We start from the raw sequence: 14511 nt of genomic DNA on the forward strand, positions 1-14511 counted from the left end.
TCCGCTAGATTTTGGCGCTTGTCCCTACTTTGACAGTTGAGAGAGTTGAAATGAGCAAGCCTTTTGTAGCGATCCTGATGGGGGCCGGCCCCGATCTGCCAGTTATGAAAGCCGCCTTCGGTGTACAGGAGAAGTTAGACATTCAGCAGTGCGAAGCGAAGTAGCAGCGATACTGTCATGAGGTACTCTCCGCTTGCTGTACAGAAGGCTGCCCGTGCTCTTGCGGCGGGCGGTGTTATCGCGCACCCCACCGAGTCCGTGTGGGGCCTCGCCTGTGATCCAAATAACCTGCAGGCCGTAAGGCGCCTGCTGCGCCTGAAGAACCGCCCACTGGAAAAGGGTCTGATCCTGGTTTCCGGTGAGGAGGAAAGTTTTAGTCAGCTGCTCGACCCACTCAGCGCCGAGCAGCGCGAAAAGATGCGGGAAACCTGGCCCGGACCCGTGACTTGGCTGGTGCCCCATCGCGACCGCATACCCTATTGGGTCTGTGGCGCCCATCCCGCAGTGGCCCTGCGTCACACCGACCACTCTTTTACCGCTGCGTTAACAAGGGCTTTTGGCGGTGCTATCGTATCCACTTCTGCCAATCCGGCGGGGTGTCAACCTGCTCGGCACAAGTACCAGGTACTTCGCTATTTTGGTGATGCCCTCGACTATGTCGGCGGTGGTTCCACCGGGGGCCGAAATTCCCCTAGTGAGATTCGCGACCTGCTCAGCGGAGAGCAGTTGCGGGCGGGCGGATGAATTCTTTAAAACGAGTTAGTGTTTCCCAATGAGTGATATTGATACCAAGGAAGTAAAGGGCTACCTGCTGGATCTACAGGATCGAATCTGCAGCGCGCTGGGTAGCGAGGACGGCCTGGAGTTTCACGAAGACGCCTGGGAGAGGCCCGGCGGCGGGGGCGGTAGAACCCGGGTGTTGGAAGAGGGAAATTTAATCGAGAAAGGTGGGGTCAATTTCTCGCACGTCTATGGTGACGGCCTGCCGCCCTCTGCCACGGCCAGCCGCCCAGAGTTGGCTGGCTGCTCTTTCGAAGCGATGGGGGTTTCTTTGGTGATCCACCCGCGCAACCCCTATGTACCCACAAGTCATGCCAACGTGCGCCTGTTCGTGGCCAAAAAGCCTGGCGCCGAGCCGATCTGGTGGTTTGGCGGGGGCTATGACCTCACTCCTTACTACGGTTTCGAAGAGGATGTGGTGCATTGGCACAATACTGCAAAGAGCGCCTGTGCGCCCTTTGGTGAAGAGATCTATCCGTGCTTCAAGCAGTGGTGTGACAAGTATTTTTACCTGAAGCATCGTGATGAGGCCCGCGGAGTAGGCGGCCTTTTCTTCGATGATTTTAACGAGGGTGGTTTTGAAAACGCCTTTGCCCTAACTCGCGCCGTGGGTGATAGTTATTTGGATGCTTACCTGCCCATTATTCAAAAGCGCAAGGATACGTCTTACGGCGAACGCGAGCGGGATTTCCAGCTTTACCGCCGCGGCCGTTATGTGGAATTTAACCTGGTATTCGATCGCGGCACCTTGTTTGGCCTGCAGAGCGGTGGGCGCACCGAATCTATCCTTATGTCATTGCCCTCGCTGGTGAGTTGGAAATACGACTGGCACCCAGAAGCAGGTTCGGCGGAGGAAAAACTCTACACGGATTTTCTGCCGCATAGGGACTGGGTATAACCCCAGGTCACGCACTACGGAGGTTCGCTGTGCAACAAACGCGATTGGAAGCCATCAACTCGCTATTTTTGGATTACAGGCGTCACTTTGAGACCGGGGATGCGGAACAGATAGCGGACTATTACCGTTTTCCTCTGCATTATTACCGTGAAGATGGCAACAAACTGGCGGTAGATCGCGGCGCCTTCGTGCAGCAGGTTGAGAAGCTGCTCAACGCTTATAAGCGCCTGGAGGTATGCCAGATACTCGGCACTGTCACTGAAATCATCGAATTGAATGATTACAGCAGCTTGGCCAGTGTACGCTGGACCCTGTTACATCACAGAGAAGAGGACGATAAGACCCTCGAACTCTACAGTTCACACACACGTTACCTGCTCACAGATACCGAGCAGGGCCTTAAAGTCGACGCTTTAGTACTGGTCGATGAAAGTGCCAAGATCCGCGAGGCGGCCAGGGCGCGCAAGAGGGCCCAGTCGTGAGTGACCGCTATGCAGTGGTAGGCAATCCCGTCGACCACTCCCTGTCTCCACAAATTCACACCGCCTTTGCCGCCCAGGCCGGTGAGGACCTGGTATACGAAAAGCTACTTGCCCCTCTCGATCGTTTTACTGAGTCGGCACAAACCTTTTTTGCCGAGGGTGGGCGCGGCCTCAATGTGACAGTGCCATTTAAGCTTGAAGCTTGCGAGCTGGCTGATGCGCTTACCGAGCGCGCGGCCGCTGCCGGTGCGGTGAACACCCTGGTATACGGAGAGAGTGGAAATCTGCTGGGCGACAATACCGATGGCGCCGGCTTGGTTTCAGATATCCGCAACAATCTGGGTTGGACAATTCAGGATAAGCGGGTGTTACTTCTGGGGGCCGGTGGCGCCGCCCGCGGAGCCCTATTGCCGCTGCTGGCTGAGCATCCCTCGCAGCTACATATCGCTAACCGCACCGCCGCTAAAGCCTGTCAGTTGGCAGATGAGTTTTCCCACTATGGGGCTATGACTGCAGGCGGACTGGATCAGCTGTGTGGAGGTTTTGATCTGGTTATCAATGCCAGTTCGGCGAGCCTGGGTAACCAGTTGCCCCCCCTGCCTGAACACCTTTTTACAAGCACTGGTCGGGCCTATGACATGGTCTACGGTGCAAAGCCGACGCCTTTTGTACACTGGGCCCGTGAACTGGGGGTTGAAGCAGCTGATGGTCTCGGCATGCTGGTGGGGCAGGCCGCGGAAGCCTTCTATTTATGGCGCGGGGTGAAGCCCCGTGTTGAGCCGGTGCTGGCGCAGTTGCGGCGAACACTAACAGCCTGATTAATGCGGCTGAAGTTATAACAACAAAAATTAAGAGGATGCTGGCTGTGCGCGAGTGGTTGCGTAATCTCTCTATGTGCTTTGCGGTGGGTTGTTTCGGCGGCCTTTGTTATGCCCTGGGTCTGTGGGCTATGGGCAGCTACGGGTTTACCCGCTGGTTGGGGGTAGACTTGGCACCGCACCTCAGTAACGCTTATCTATACCAGCGTATCGTTTGGGGCGGGCTCTGCGGTCTGTTGTTCTTGCTCCCCTGGCGCAATGCTTGGCTATTGCGCGGTGCTTTATTGTCACTGCTACCTGCCGCTTTCTTGCTGTTCTACCTCCTGCCCCAGCGTGGCTATGACTATGGCGCTTTTGTGCTGGGAACTATGACTCCGCTAGTGATCGTTCTCGCCTGTGCTATTGGCGGTATTGCCGCATCCGCGCTGCTGCGACTACAAGGTAAGTAAAGTAACTGAGGCCAGTTAGGCACCGCCGCAAGTGACTGCGGCGGCTGCTCCGATCAGGCCTCAAACTCAATTTCGATAAGGCTACAGCTCTGGGTGTGGCCCATAGCTCTCTTGATGGTGGGATATACAGAGGCGGTGGCGACGCTGACGCCCAGCTCGATTCGCTGTTTTTTATCCAGCTGCTCAGAGATACGCTGGTCCAACAACGGATCAATGTTTTTGTAACTGGCCAGCGCGGTGGCAAAGTCAAAAATATCCTTGAGAGGCTCCGGTAAATTACTGCCGCCCTGAATGCAGGCCTTTACCAGTTGCGGAGCGACATTGGCTTCCAACGCCATGCGCACATTCAATTGCAGGCAGGCACCGCAGTCCGCCACCTGCATGGCGGCCAGTTTGCTCACCCAAAAAACCTCCAGCGGTAAGAATTCCCGGTGCATTGACAGGGGCTGGAACTGTACAAATTTTTCAAAGCCCTCTGGAGACGAGCGTAAAAACTCTTTTAGATACTCCATGTCGTAACGATATTTCTTGGAGAAGGCATCCATTTCTTGCAGCTGCTGCTGTTCTGTCATCTCTATGGCTCCTATTGCCGGTGATAGAAAGTCGGACCTCCTCGGCCCTGCAGCCAAGTTTTATCGGTATTGCTGTTAGATAAAAATTAATAACTATCGGACTTATCGATAGGTGGGCTGTAATAATTACCGTATAGACGCCGAGCTTCCCGGGCGAACCAAAGGCCGGCTTTGCCTTGAGCTGTTTTTGCCGACCACAACAGGTCGACATCCAGGCTCCAGGCGCTCAGTGCGCTGGTGAGTTTCAGCTCCACCAGTTTTCCACTCTTCAGGAAAGGGCGAGCCAGCTCATAGGGCGCGTTGACCCAGCCTATGCCTTTGCAGGCCAGATCCAGGGCCTGTAGCAGGGAGTCGCAGACCCAGACCTGCGACGAGAGCTGCCAGCGTTGTTGGCCCTCCTCCATGGCTGCGATTATTTGCCGGTGGCGCGCGGCCTCACGCAGAGAGCTAGGCTGCTGATGCGCCAGTGGATGGTCCGGTGTGGCCAGGCAGAGAATTTGTTGGCGTCCAAGTGTGTTGAACTCTAGTGCGCTCGGGTAGCTGCCGCCGCTTGTCACAAACGCAAAATCGGCTTCGCCTTTGGCGATACTCTGCACTGCCTGATGATGACTGGAACTGCGCAGTTGCAGCTGGGTGTGGGCAAAATGCTGGCTGAAGCTTGCCAGTACATCGTTGAGGCGATCGGGCATCACCAACTCCTCAAACAGGATACGCAGCACGGGTTCCTCGCCGCGCTGGTAGGAGTCCGCAGCCTGCTGAAAACGTTGCAGCTGTCCCAGCGCTTGGCGGGCAAGCGGCAACAGGGCCATGGCCGCAGCTGTGGGGTGTGGGAATTTTCCGCTACGGTCGAAAAGGGCGAGTCCCAGGTCCAGCTCAAGATTCTGAATACAGGCACTTACCGAGGATTGAGCACGCCCCTGTTCGCGGGCAACAGCGGAGAAAGAGTCCAGCTCGCAGGCGCGTACAAAAGTATGCAATTGATCAGTATTCAGATTGAGCATGAGTGTCGAATCGCCCGGCGATGAGTTATTCAATATCCTGGCGGAGATATTGATCCTTCAGATTCACATAATTTTGCGCAGAGTAGCTAAAAAACGCCTTTTCCTTGTCGGATAACGGGCGGGCTTTGCGGCAGGGGGAACCCACATAGAGATAACCGCTCTCCAGGGTTTTTCCTGGTGGTACCAACGCGCCGGCTGCTAAAACGACCTCATTTTCTATAACCGCACCGTCGAGTACTATGGCGCCGATACCGATCAAAATCCGGTTGCCGATGCTACAGCCATGCAGGCAGGCCTTGTGGCCAATTGTGACGTCTTCGCCGATTGTCAGTGGCCACCCCTCGGGATTAAACGGCCCCGCATGAGTGATATGTAATACTGCACCGTCTTGGACACTGGTACGGGCACCTATCTGAATTCGATGCATATCCCCGCGTACCACCGCCATTGGCCATACAGAGCAATCATCACCCAGAGTGACATCGCCAATCACAGCTGACTGTGGGTCAACAAAAACACGATGGCCAAGTTGCGGGGATTTCTCGCTCGCAGAGTCGTTGTGGCTGCGCAGTGGGGACATAAAGAAGCTCCTGTACAATGAATCCTCTATCATAGCTGTATCCTATTTCGAGCACAGGGTCCCGTATGTCCAATCCATTGTTGAATATCCCTCTTCTGCCACCGTTCACCCAGCTGCAGCCCGAGCAGGTTGAGCCTGCCATTGCAAAACTCATCGGAGACTGCCAAGGGCAGTTACAAAGAGGCTTAGAGAACCCTGGCTGGGAGAGCACCTTGCAGTCACTTGAACAGGTTCAGGATCAACTCAACCGGGCCTTCTCTCCGATCAGTCATCTCAACAGTGTACTGAGTGGTGAATGGAGAGCGCCCTATGAAGCGGCGCTTGCTCAGGTAACTGCCTATTGGACTGAGCAAGGGCAAAACCGCGAATTGTACGAGGTGTATCAACAGCTGGCGGCCTCGCCGGAATTTGTGAGCTGGCCGCAGCCGCAAAAGAAATCTGTAGAGTTGGGTTTACGGGATTTCGAATTGAGTGGGGTCGGCCTGGAGGGTGAAGCTCGGGAGCGCTTTGCAGCCAACAGCAAGCGCCTGGCTGAACTTTCCAGCCAGTTCGCCAACAATGTTTTGGATGCTACCAATGCCTGGACCTGGCATACGGAAGATAAGGCAGATTTAACTGGCTTGCCGGAAACCGCTATAGCGGCGGCGAAAAGTGCGGCAAACACAAAAGGCAAAAATGGTTGGTTGATCACTCTAGAGGGTCCGAGCTATTTGGCGGTAATGACTCATGCGGAGAACCGAGAGTTGCGCCGGTTGGTGCATACCGCATTTGTGAGCCGTGCCTCTGAGGTTGGGCCCAACGCTGGAGAGTTCGACAATTCAGGAGTGATGGAATCTATCTTGGCACTTCGCGCAGAGCAGGCCCAGCTATTGGGAATGGCTAATTACGCCGAGTTATCTCTGGCCAGTAAAATGGCGCCAGATTGCGAAGGCGTATTGGAGTTTCTCAATGACCTGGCGAAGAGAGCCAAGCCCGCAGCCGAGCGGGAAATGGCTGAATTACGCTTATTTGCCAGCGAAGAGTATAAGTTAGAAGAGCTTCAACCTTGGGATATTGCTTGGGTTGCGGAAAAACTCAAGCAGCAGCGTTATGCCATTAGCCAGGAAGAGCTACGCCCTTACTTCCCTTATGCCAAGGTTCTGGAAGGTTTATTCGCCGTAGTGGAAAAGCTCTTTGGAGTTGCTGTGCAGGAAGACACTACTGTGGAAACCTGGCATAAAGATGTACAGTTTTTCTGGCTTTATCGCAATGGTGAACGTATCGCGGGCTTTTATCTGGATGCCTTCGCGCGAGAGAAAAAGCGTGGGGGTGCCTGGATGGATACTGTTGCCACACGTCGCCAAGGTGAAGAGGGCTTGCAGCTGCCTATCGCTTATCTGGTGTGTAACTTTAGCCCCGCAGTAGGAGATATGCCCTCTCTGCTAACACATTACGAAGTCACTACCTTGTTTCACGAGTTTGGCCATGGCCTGCATCACATGCTAACGCAAATTGCTATAGCGGCGGTTTCGGGTATCAATGGTGTGGCCTGGGATGCGGTAGAAATGCCCAGTCAGTTCCTGGAAAATTGGTGTTGGCAACCTGAGGCGATCGCCATGATCTCTTCTCATTACCAAACTGGAGAGCCGTTGCCTGCAGAATTACTAGAAAAAATGCTTGCGGCAAAGAATTTCCAGTCCGCTATGTTCACTGTGCGACAACTGGAGTTTGCAATTTTTGATTTTCGACTTCACGCCAGTGAAGAAGTGATGGAGACACAGAAAATTCAGCAGCTGATGTCAGAGGTACGCACCGAGGTGGCTGTAGTTCCTGTGGCTAAGGAAAATCGCTTCCAGCATGGTTTTAGCCATATTTTTGCCGGTGGCTACGCTGCAGGATATTACAGCTATAAGTGGGCAGAGGTGCTCTCAGCAGACGCCTTTTCACTATTTGAAGAAAAGGGTATTTTTGACAGTGCAACTGGCGAGAGTTTTTTGCATTCTATCCTCGAACAGGGTGGCAGCCGGGATGCTTTAGACCTGTTTGTAGAATTCCGAGGTAGAAAACCCGATGTTGATGCACTATTGCGTCACTCAGGTATTGAGCAGCTTGAATTAAATATCAGCCCGGCCTGAAAAGGCCGTTAAGTCATGCATGTTGAGCAGTAACTATGGTCGATCAGGAAAATTCCGGTGGGCATTCCAAAAAAACCAAAAAACGATTTATTGCTGGCGCTGTTTGCCCACGCTGTAGCGAGATGGATCGTATAGTCAATTACCAGGAGGATGGAAAAAATTTTCGTGAGTGTGTTTCCTGCGGATTTAAAGATGAAATACGCCTGCAGTCCGCGCCTTCTGAGCTATTAACCCGGGTTAGTACCGGGCAGGGAAAAGAGGCGAGTGAAGAACCGGTAAAATTTATTCAACCTACCAAAAAAAATAAGTAGTGAAAAAGGCAATTGTAGTTATAGCCGTGCTTGCCATTGCAATTATTGCTGGCTTGTACGGCCTAAATCATTATCGAAAAATTCAGAAACAGCAACTGGAGCAGACCTCACATCTATTGGCCAGTTGCGTCAACCAAGGACTTCTCAGCCTATTTCGTTTACAGGCAAATGATTGGCACAAGAATCCAGGCTTTGTTCTGCAACAGCAGCGATCACTTAATGAGAGTGTCGAAGGGCTACCGGAAAAGATTTTAGAGGGAAAATCCTTTAAGAAATGGGAGTATGCTGTCGATATCTGTAATAAATTAACAAGAAATAGCAATTTACAACATATTACTATTTTCAGACCGCTTGCCGACCTCGCTTCATTTGAAATGTCAGATGCTGCTACGTTTAAAAGTAGAAAGTCACTGAGAAAACGTAAGAAAACTATTGGTGCACTGAGAGAGTCAGCACAGGCAGCAGATAGATACCTGAAAGATTTACGCAGTGATATAAGTACTCAGATGAAAGTTTATAGATTTTCTGATGAAGAAAAAGCATTTATTCAAAAACAAATAAACACAGAAGTTCTGGACTATTATCAGAAAGGGGATTTTTCACTTAATAATGCCAATGTATATCTTGAAAGATTATCAACCTTTTATAAGTTGATGGCCGAAAATCCGAAAGCTTACACTGTGCGTAGTGGCAGTCTTTATTTTTATGATCGCTCTCTAAGAAGCAAAATTGATATTTTGAATCGAGCAATTTTACAAGGAGAAAGCGAGTTCTTTTCCAACTACACTCAGATTTTGGACAGTAAGCAGATAAGAGCTTCGGGATTTTAAAAATTGTGAGCGGGCATTAATACATTATTGTTCCCGCTCAATATTTGTCATCCCGAGATTATTGTTTTTATTTCCTGAAGCCATGAGTTTCATAGATTAATAAAACTCCTAAAAAATGTTTAAACATTGATTTTCTAATGGTTTTCAGTCTAAACAATTTTTGTACATCATCTCCGATATAAATTCAGTATCATACTACTCTATTCTGTATTCAGCTGAATAATTCAGCTGAATAATTCAGCTTATTACAAGCCAGAAGCCCTCTAAAATTTAATTTATAAAAGTAATAAATTATTTCTTAATCCATGTGTCGGTTACAGTGTAGTATCGAAAGTAAGCAAGAAGGCCTAAAGATCGTGCGCCAATCCACAAAAAAAGACTAAACCATATGCCATGGTTTCCCCAATCTCGAGTTAACCACCAGCTTGGGAAAAAAATTAGAATAGTAGCTATAAACATAGTATTGCGCATTTGTCGGCTCTTTCCGGCGCCAATAAAAACACCATCAAGTTGGTAACTCCATACGGCTAATAGCGGCAGAGCGCAAAGCCACCAATAAACGTTATTTACTTGCTGGATCACACTAGAGAGATCTGTAAACAACTTTATTATTATTGGCTGACAAAATATCAACAATAGAGTAATAAAGAGTGCACTTCCTAAAGCCCAAATGCCTGCGGCATTGACCACTTCCTGAAATAGTTTTTTTGATTTTTTTCCTATTGATTCACCTACTAATGCCTCAGTTGCATGGGCAAAGCCATCCAGCGCGTAAGAAGTCATCATTAATAGTTGTAATAATATTGCATTGGCTGCAAGGGTGGAGTCTCCTTGGGCGGCCCCTTGAGCAGTAAAGAATGTAAATGTTAATAACAGCAGACAGGTGCGAATAAATAAATCTGTATTGATTTGTAGTAACTCAAACCAAGGCTTCCACTCTATCCATGGTTGAAATTGAGGGGTTTGAAGACACTTTTTTAATGCTATCCAAATTTTAGGATTAACACGCTTAAGTAAAAATAATCCCATCAGCAAGGCGAAAGTGTCAGCACAAACTGTGGCTATCGCAGCGCCTTTTGCCCCTAAACCAAGACCGAGAATAAAAAGAAAATCCAAAAGGATATTGAGTATATTTGCTGCTAGCAAAATATATAGTGGAGCCCGGCTATCCTGTCGGCCTATAAAGAAACCCAATATGGCAAAGTTAACTAGTGCAAGAGGAGCACTTATCAGACGAATCTGTAAATAAGCCACTGCATGTGGGCTGGCTGCGCTACTGGCATTCATCCAACCAGCAATATTGTCCAGCAAAGGATAGGTAATAATCTGAAGTAGTGCCCCTAATGCTATTGCTAATAGTATTGCTCTTAGCAACCATTCAACACCACCATCCTGACTGCGTGCAACGACACCAGTGGTGCCCATGCGAAGAAAACCGAAGGCCCAAAGCAGCATTGTCATAACACTTGCGCCAATGGCTACTCCAGAGAGGTAAACGGCCGAAGAAAGGTGACCGAGAATTGCGGTATCTACTGCCCCAAGTAAAGGAACTGAAATATTACTAAGAATCATAGGCCAGGCAAGATTCCAAACCCGTCTCATGCTTCTTGTATCAATTGTTAGGTACTTCATAGGGGCTACTTATGATTAATAACTGTACGAAAAAAACGTATCAGTTTGGAGTTTTGTCTGATGTATTTTAAGAGGGATTAGTACCGTTTTGGCATATAAATCATCTGTTACTAAGCTGTCGATTATACCTTATTGTTCAATTTGATGATTGTTGAAGACAGGATTGGACAGAAGGGAGCAATAAAGGAGAGCAATTTTATACAAGCAATAAAGTGGTACTGAAGTGGAAAGTCTGTGTGAATGCACAACGCAAATAATCTTTTTAATACAAATTAATCGTCCCGGGACAACAGAACTTGAGCTTATTGCAAAATAGGAGTTATATCATCAAATAATGATTAAATTTATTTGAAATTTCCTATGCAGGAAGTTGGTTTGAGCATAATTTATCGCTATAAGGCCTGATTGACTTTTCATTGACAATATGTTCCTGTTGTACCTGCAGTAGTTGCGACAAATAAAGAAACACAGGTTGTTGGTTGTACCTTCCGGGCGACGACATCTGAAGTAAAAATTTTTTTACTAAAATAACAAGTTGCACTGACGGCAGTAATGCGGGGATGTCACCTCGTCCAGTGTATGTAGTCTTGTGTTGCTACAGTATGTCCAAAATTATTGAGTGGATTTAACCCTGTAACAGTATATAGACAGGGCTATTTCAGCTATCCGTGAAGGCCGGCGGCCAAAAATAAAATTCGGGTTTTCGAAGGAAACCCGCAACCACGGAGATCTGTAGGCGATGTTGAGAGGCTTTGATCGGCTGTTCGCCTTGCTGGCCGCTTCGCTATCTGTCCAATCCGTACTGGCGGAAGAGCAGGCTGTTGAGCGCTGGGGGGTCAATATGCCCAAAGGGGTGACAGAAGTTGCCCAAACGACCTATGAATTACACATGCTGATTTTCTGGATTTGTGTAGCCATTGGTGCTCTTGTATTTGGTGTCATGTTTTACAGTATGTGGCGTCATCGTAAGAGTAAGGGGTACAAGGCTGCACAGTTTCATGAAAGTACAGCTGTGGAGCTGGTGTGGACAATAATTCCCACTGTCATTCTGATTCTCATGGCTATTCCTGCGACCAAAACCCTCTATGAGATCTATGATACCGATAAAGCGGATCTAGATATCATGATTACGGGGTATCAGTGGAAGTGGAAATACGACTACATTGGTTCGGATGTTACTTTTTTCTCAAATCTCTCAACTCCACGCAGCCAAATTAATAACGAACAGCCAAAAAGCCCAAACTATCTATTGGAAGTTGATGAACCCTTAGTTGTTCCTATTAAGAAAAAAATTCGATTCTTAATTACTGCCAATGATGTGATTCATGCTTGGTGGGTACCTGACTTAGCTGTAAAAAAAGATGCTATTCCAGGTTTCATTAATGAATCCTGGACACGTATTGAAGAGCCTGGAATTTATCGCGGGCAATGTGCAGAACTCTGTGGCAAAGATCATGGATTTATGCCGATTGTTGTAAAAGCTGTTCCCCAAGAAGAGTACAACGCTTGGCTGGATGGGCGAGTAGCCTCTGCAGTAAAAATGCGCGAGCTTACGGGAAAAACTTTTACTTTTGATGAGCTCTTTGCACAAGGGGAAAAAGTCTATAACAGCATGTGTGCAGCCTGTCATCAGCCAAATGGAAAAGGGGTTCCCGGCGTATTTCCAGCGATTGCCGGATCAAAAATTGCGACAGGTCCCCTGAATACCCATCTCGACATAGTCATTGATGGATCACAGGTAAACCCCGCCATGCAAGCATTTGGAGAACAGTTATCTGAGGTGGATATAGCCGCAGTGATAACCTATCAACGCAATGCTTTTGGTAATGAAATGGGCGATACGGTTCAGCCCGTTGATATCCTTAATTTTAAGAATAAGCAGTAAGCGCTAGGGGATTTTAACATGGCACACGGACCTCAAACTGGCTTGAAACGCTGGCTATACACCACAAACCACAAAGATATTGGTACTTTGTATCTTTGGTTCAGCTTTGCAATGTTTTTCCTGGGTGGCTGTATGGCACTCATTATACGTGCTGAGCTTTTCGAGCCTGGACTACAAATCGTACAGCCAGAATTTTTTAATCAAATGACGACCATGCATGGATTAATCATGGTCTTTGGGGCGGTAATGCCGGCATTTGTCGGGCTAGCAAACTGGATGGTCCCGATGATGATCGGCGCTCCAGATATGGCATTACCACGGATGAATAATTGGAGCTTTTGGATTTTACCTTTCGGTTTTGCAATGTTGGCATCGACCCTCTTTATGGAGGGGGGAGCACCTAACTTTGGTTGGACATTCTATGCCCCCTTGTCGACAGAATATGCACCACCGAGCGTCACGTTTTTTATATTTTCCATTCATATTCTGGGTGCATCTTCCATTATGGGAGCCATTAATATCATAGCGACCATTCTGAATATGCGTGCTCCAGGCATGACTTTAATGAAAATGCCACTTTTCGTCTGGACCTGGTTGATCACTGCTTATCTTCTAATCGCAGTGATGCCAGTACTAGCTGGTGTAGTGACGATGATGCTGATGGATATCCACTTTGGTACCAGTTTCTTCAGCGCTGCAGGTGGTGGTGACCCAGTTCTATTCCAGCATGTTTTCTGGTTCTTTGGGCACCCAGAGGTATACATCATGATCTTGCCTGCTTTCGGTATTATTTCGGCAATCATTCCCACTTTTACGCGTAAACCACTATTTGGATATAGTTCCATGGTTTATGCCACAGCTGCAATTGCATTCCTCAGCATGATTGTGTGGGCGCACCATATGTTTACAGTGGGTATGCCTATAGCCGGCGAGCTGTTCTTTATGTATGCCACTATGCTGATTTCAGTACCCACGGGTGTGAAAATTTTTAATTGGGTTTCTACCATGTTTAGAGGCTCCATGACATTTGAAACTCCCATGTTGTTCGCTATAGCTTTTATTATTCTGTTTGCCATTGGCGGATTCTCAGGATTGATGTTGGCCATTGCTCCAGCGGACTTTCAGTATCATGATACCTACTTTGTAGTTGCCCACTTCCATTACGTACTGGTTCCTGGGGCTATTTTTTCCATTACGGCAGGGGTTTATTACTGGTTGCCCAAGTGGACAGGGAATATGTACAACGAAACTATGGGGAAAGTGCATTTCTGGTTAGCTTTCATCGGATTGAATTTAACCTTTTTCCCGATGCATTTTGTCGGTCTGGCAGGTATGCCCAGAAGAATTCCCGACTACGCACTACAATTCGCTGACTTTAATCAGATGGCCAGTATGGGGGCATTTCTTTTCGGTGCGGCTCAGGTGGTATTCCTCTTTAATGTGGTACGTACAGTCATGGGTGGCAAAAAAGCCACTGATAAAGTATGGGATAACCCGGAGGGATTGGAATGGACGGTGCCATCACCGGCTCCCTATCACACCTTTAGTACCCCTCCGGTTATTCGTTAATTTCTGGTTCTTATGCCGATGAAATTTAGCGAAAATACGAAAGTTTCTGCGAAATTGCTGGCGCTTGCCGCCAGCATGCTGGTGTTCGCTATATTCGTGATGCCACCACTTTATGATGCTTTCTGCGAGATTACTGGTCTGAATGGTAAAACTGGCGGACGTTACGAAGCGGTCCCTGCTGCTATCGATACCAGCAGGTCTATCACCGTCCAGTTTATTGCGAGCAATAATGACAATATGCCTTGGACGTTTTCTCCCAGTGTAATGTCGGTGGAAGTCCATCCAGGTGAGGTTATGGATACCGTTTTTATCGCTTTTAATCCTACTGGAAAGGATATGATCGGTCAGGCCATTCCCAGCTTGGTTCCTTTTAAAGCCGCGGAATACTTTCACAAAACTGAATGTTTTTGCTTCAATCAGCAAATTTTAAAAGCGGGTGAACAGGCAGAGTTACCATTGCGATTTATCGTTGATCCCGAGATTCCTAACAGTGTAAATACCATAACCCTTTCCTACACGCTGTTCGATGTTACGGAAAGAATTTCTAAAAATATCGAAAAAAATAACGAGCCCGAGCGAGAGGGATAAAA

The 14511-nt window shown here is 48.4% G+C and carries 15 protein-coding genes; 11 read left to right on the top strand and 4 right to left on the bottom strand.

Annotation, left to right across the window (positions count from 1 at the left end; all coding sequences use genetic code 11):
• Positions 1–177: 177 nt before the first annotated feature.
• The 5 genes from MJO52_RS00150 to MJO52_RS00170 are packed head-to-tail and all read left to right on the top strand — an operon-like array spanning position 178 to position 3427.
• Positions 178–744, top strand: a complete 567-nt coding sequence (locus tag MJO52_RS00150; protein WP_252083990.1) for an L-threonylcarbamoyladenylate synthase — start codon at positions 178–180, stop codon at positions 742–744.
• A 28-nt stretch (positions 745–772) separates the two neighbouring features.
• Positions 773–1678, top strand: coding sequence for an oxygen-dependent coproporphyrinogen oxidase (gene hemF / locus MJO52_RS00155; protein ID WP_252083991.1), 906 nt, complete (start codon positions 773–775; stop codon positions 1676–1678).
• A gap of 29 nt (positions 1679–1707) precedes the next feature.
• Positions 1708–2160 (top strand): hypothetical protein, encoded by a 453-nt coding sequence (locus MJO52_RS00160; RefSeq protein WP_252083992.1) that lies wholly within the window; start codon positions 1708–1710, stop codon positions 2158–2160.
• The gene (aroE, locus tag MJO52_RS00165; RefSeq protein ID WP_252083993.1) at positions 2157–2978 is read left to right on the top strand and encodes a shikimate dehydrogenase; all 822 of its coding nucleotides are present in this window, start codon (positions 2157–2159) and stop codon (positions 2976–2978) included. The genes MJO52_RS00160 and aroE overlap by 4 nt, the downstream gene beginning before the upstream one ends.
• A gap of 38 nt (positions 2979–3016) precedes the next feature.
• Positions 3017–3427: a hypothetical protein gene (locus MJO52_RS00170; RefSeq protein WP_252083994.1), complete on the top strand. Its 411-nt coding sequence runs from the start codon at positions 3017–3019 to the stop codon at positions 3425–3427.
• 53 nt (positions 3428–3480) lie between these two features.
• Here the strand turns inward: MJO52_RS00170 and MJO52_RS00175 are convergent, their stop codons facing one another.
• The 3 genes from MJO52_RS00175 to MJO52_RS00185 form a co-directional block, all read right to left on the bottom strand.
• Positions 3481–3999: a hypothetical protein gene (locus tag MJO52_RS00175; protein ID WP_252083995.1), complete on the bottom strand. Its 519-nt coding sequence runs from the start codon at positions 3997–3999 to the stop codon at positions 3481–3483.
• A gap of 86 nt (positions 4000–4085) precedes the next feature.
• Positions 4086–5000 (bottom strand): LysR family transcriptional regulator, encoded by a 915-nt coding sequence (locus MJO52_RS00180; RefSeq protein WP_252083996.1) that lies wholly within the window; start codon positions 4998–5000, stop codon positions 4086–4088.
• A 25-nt stretch (positions 5001–5025) separates the two neighbouring features.
• Positions 5026–5580, bottom strand: coding sequence for a gamma carbonic anhydrase family protein (locus tag MJO52_RS00185; protein ID WP_252083997.1), 555 nt, complete (start codon positions 5578–5580; stop codon positions 5026–5028).
• 65 nt (positions 5581–5645) lie between these two features.
• Here MJO52_RS00185 and MJO52_RS00190 point away from each other — a divergent pair, with 65 nt between their 5' ends.
• The 3 genes from MJO52_RS00190 to MJO52_RS00200 are packed head-to-tail and all read left to right on the top strand — an operon-like array spanning position 5646 to position 8835.
• The gene (locus MJO52_RS00190; protein WP_252083998.1) at positions 5646–7694 is read left to right on the top strand and encodes a M3 family metallopeptidase; all 2049 of its coding nucleotides are present in this window, start codon (positions 5646–5648) and stop codon (positions 7692–7694) included.
• Positions 7695–7729: 35 nt separating this feature from the next.
• Entirely contained in the window at positions 7730–8005 is a 276-nt protein-coding gene (locus MJO52_RS00195) for a YheV family putative zinc ribbon protein (protein WP_252083999.1), read from the top strand.
• Positions 8005–8835, top strand: a complete 831-nt coding sequence (locus tag MJO52_RS00200; RefSeq protein ID WP_252084000.1) for a hypothetical protein — start codon at positions 8005–8007, stop codon at positions 8833–8835. The genes MJO52_RS00195 and MJO52_RS00200 overlap by 1 nt, the downstream gene beginning before the upstream one ends.
• 291 nt (positions 8836–9126) lie before the next feature.
• Here MJO52_RS00200 and MJO52_RS00205 read toward each other — a convergent pair whose 3' ends face one another.
• A complete protein-coding gene (locus MJO52_RS00205; protein ID WP_252084001.1) occupies positions 9127–10467 on the bottom strand; it encodes an MATE family efflux transporter in 1341 nt (446 codons plus the stop codon).
• Between the two features lie 739 nt (positions 10468–11206).
• Between MJO52_RS00205 and coxB the strand changes: the two genes are divergently transcribed.
• The 3 genes from coxB to MJO52_RS00220 are packed head-to-tail and all read left to right on the top strand — an operon-like array spanning position 11207 to position 14509.
• Complete coding sequence (gene coxB / locus MJO52_RS00210) at positions 11207–12352, top strand: cytochrome c oxidase subunit II (RefSeq protein WP_252084002.1); 1146 nt, start codon at positions 11207–11209, stop codon at positions 12350–12352.
• An 18-nt stretch (positions 12353–12370) separates the two neighbouring features.
• Positions 12371–13921, top strand: coding sequence for a cytochrome c oxidase subunit I (ctaD, locus tag MJO52_RS00215; protein WP_252084003.1), 1551 nt, complete (start codon positions 12371–12373; stop codon positions 13919–13921).
• An 18-nt stretch (positions 13922–13939) separates the two neighbouring features.
• Positions 13940–14509, top strand: coding sequence for a cytochrome c oxidase assembly protein (locus tag MJO52_RS00220; protein ID WP_252084004.1), 570 nt, complete (start codon positions 13940–13942; stop codon positions 14507–14509).
• The last annotated feature ends 2 nt before the right edge of the window (positions 14510–14511 follow it).

The sequence above is a fragment of the Microbulbifer variabilis genome, from assembly GCF_023716485.1.
In the GTDB taxonomy this organism is placed as follows: domain Bacteria; phylum Pseudomonadota; class Gammaproteobacteria; order Pseudomonadales; family Cellvibrionaceae; genus Microbulbifer; species Microbulbifer variabilis_B.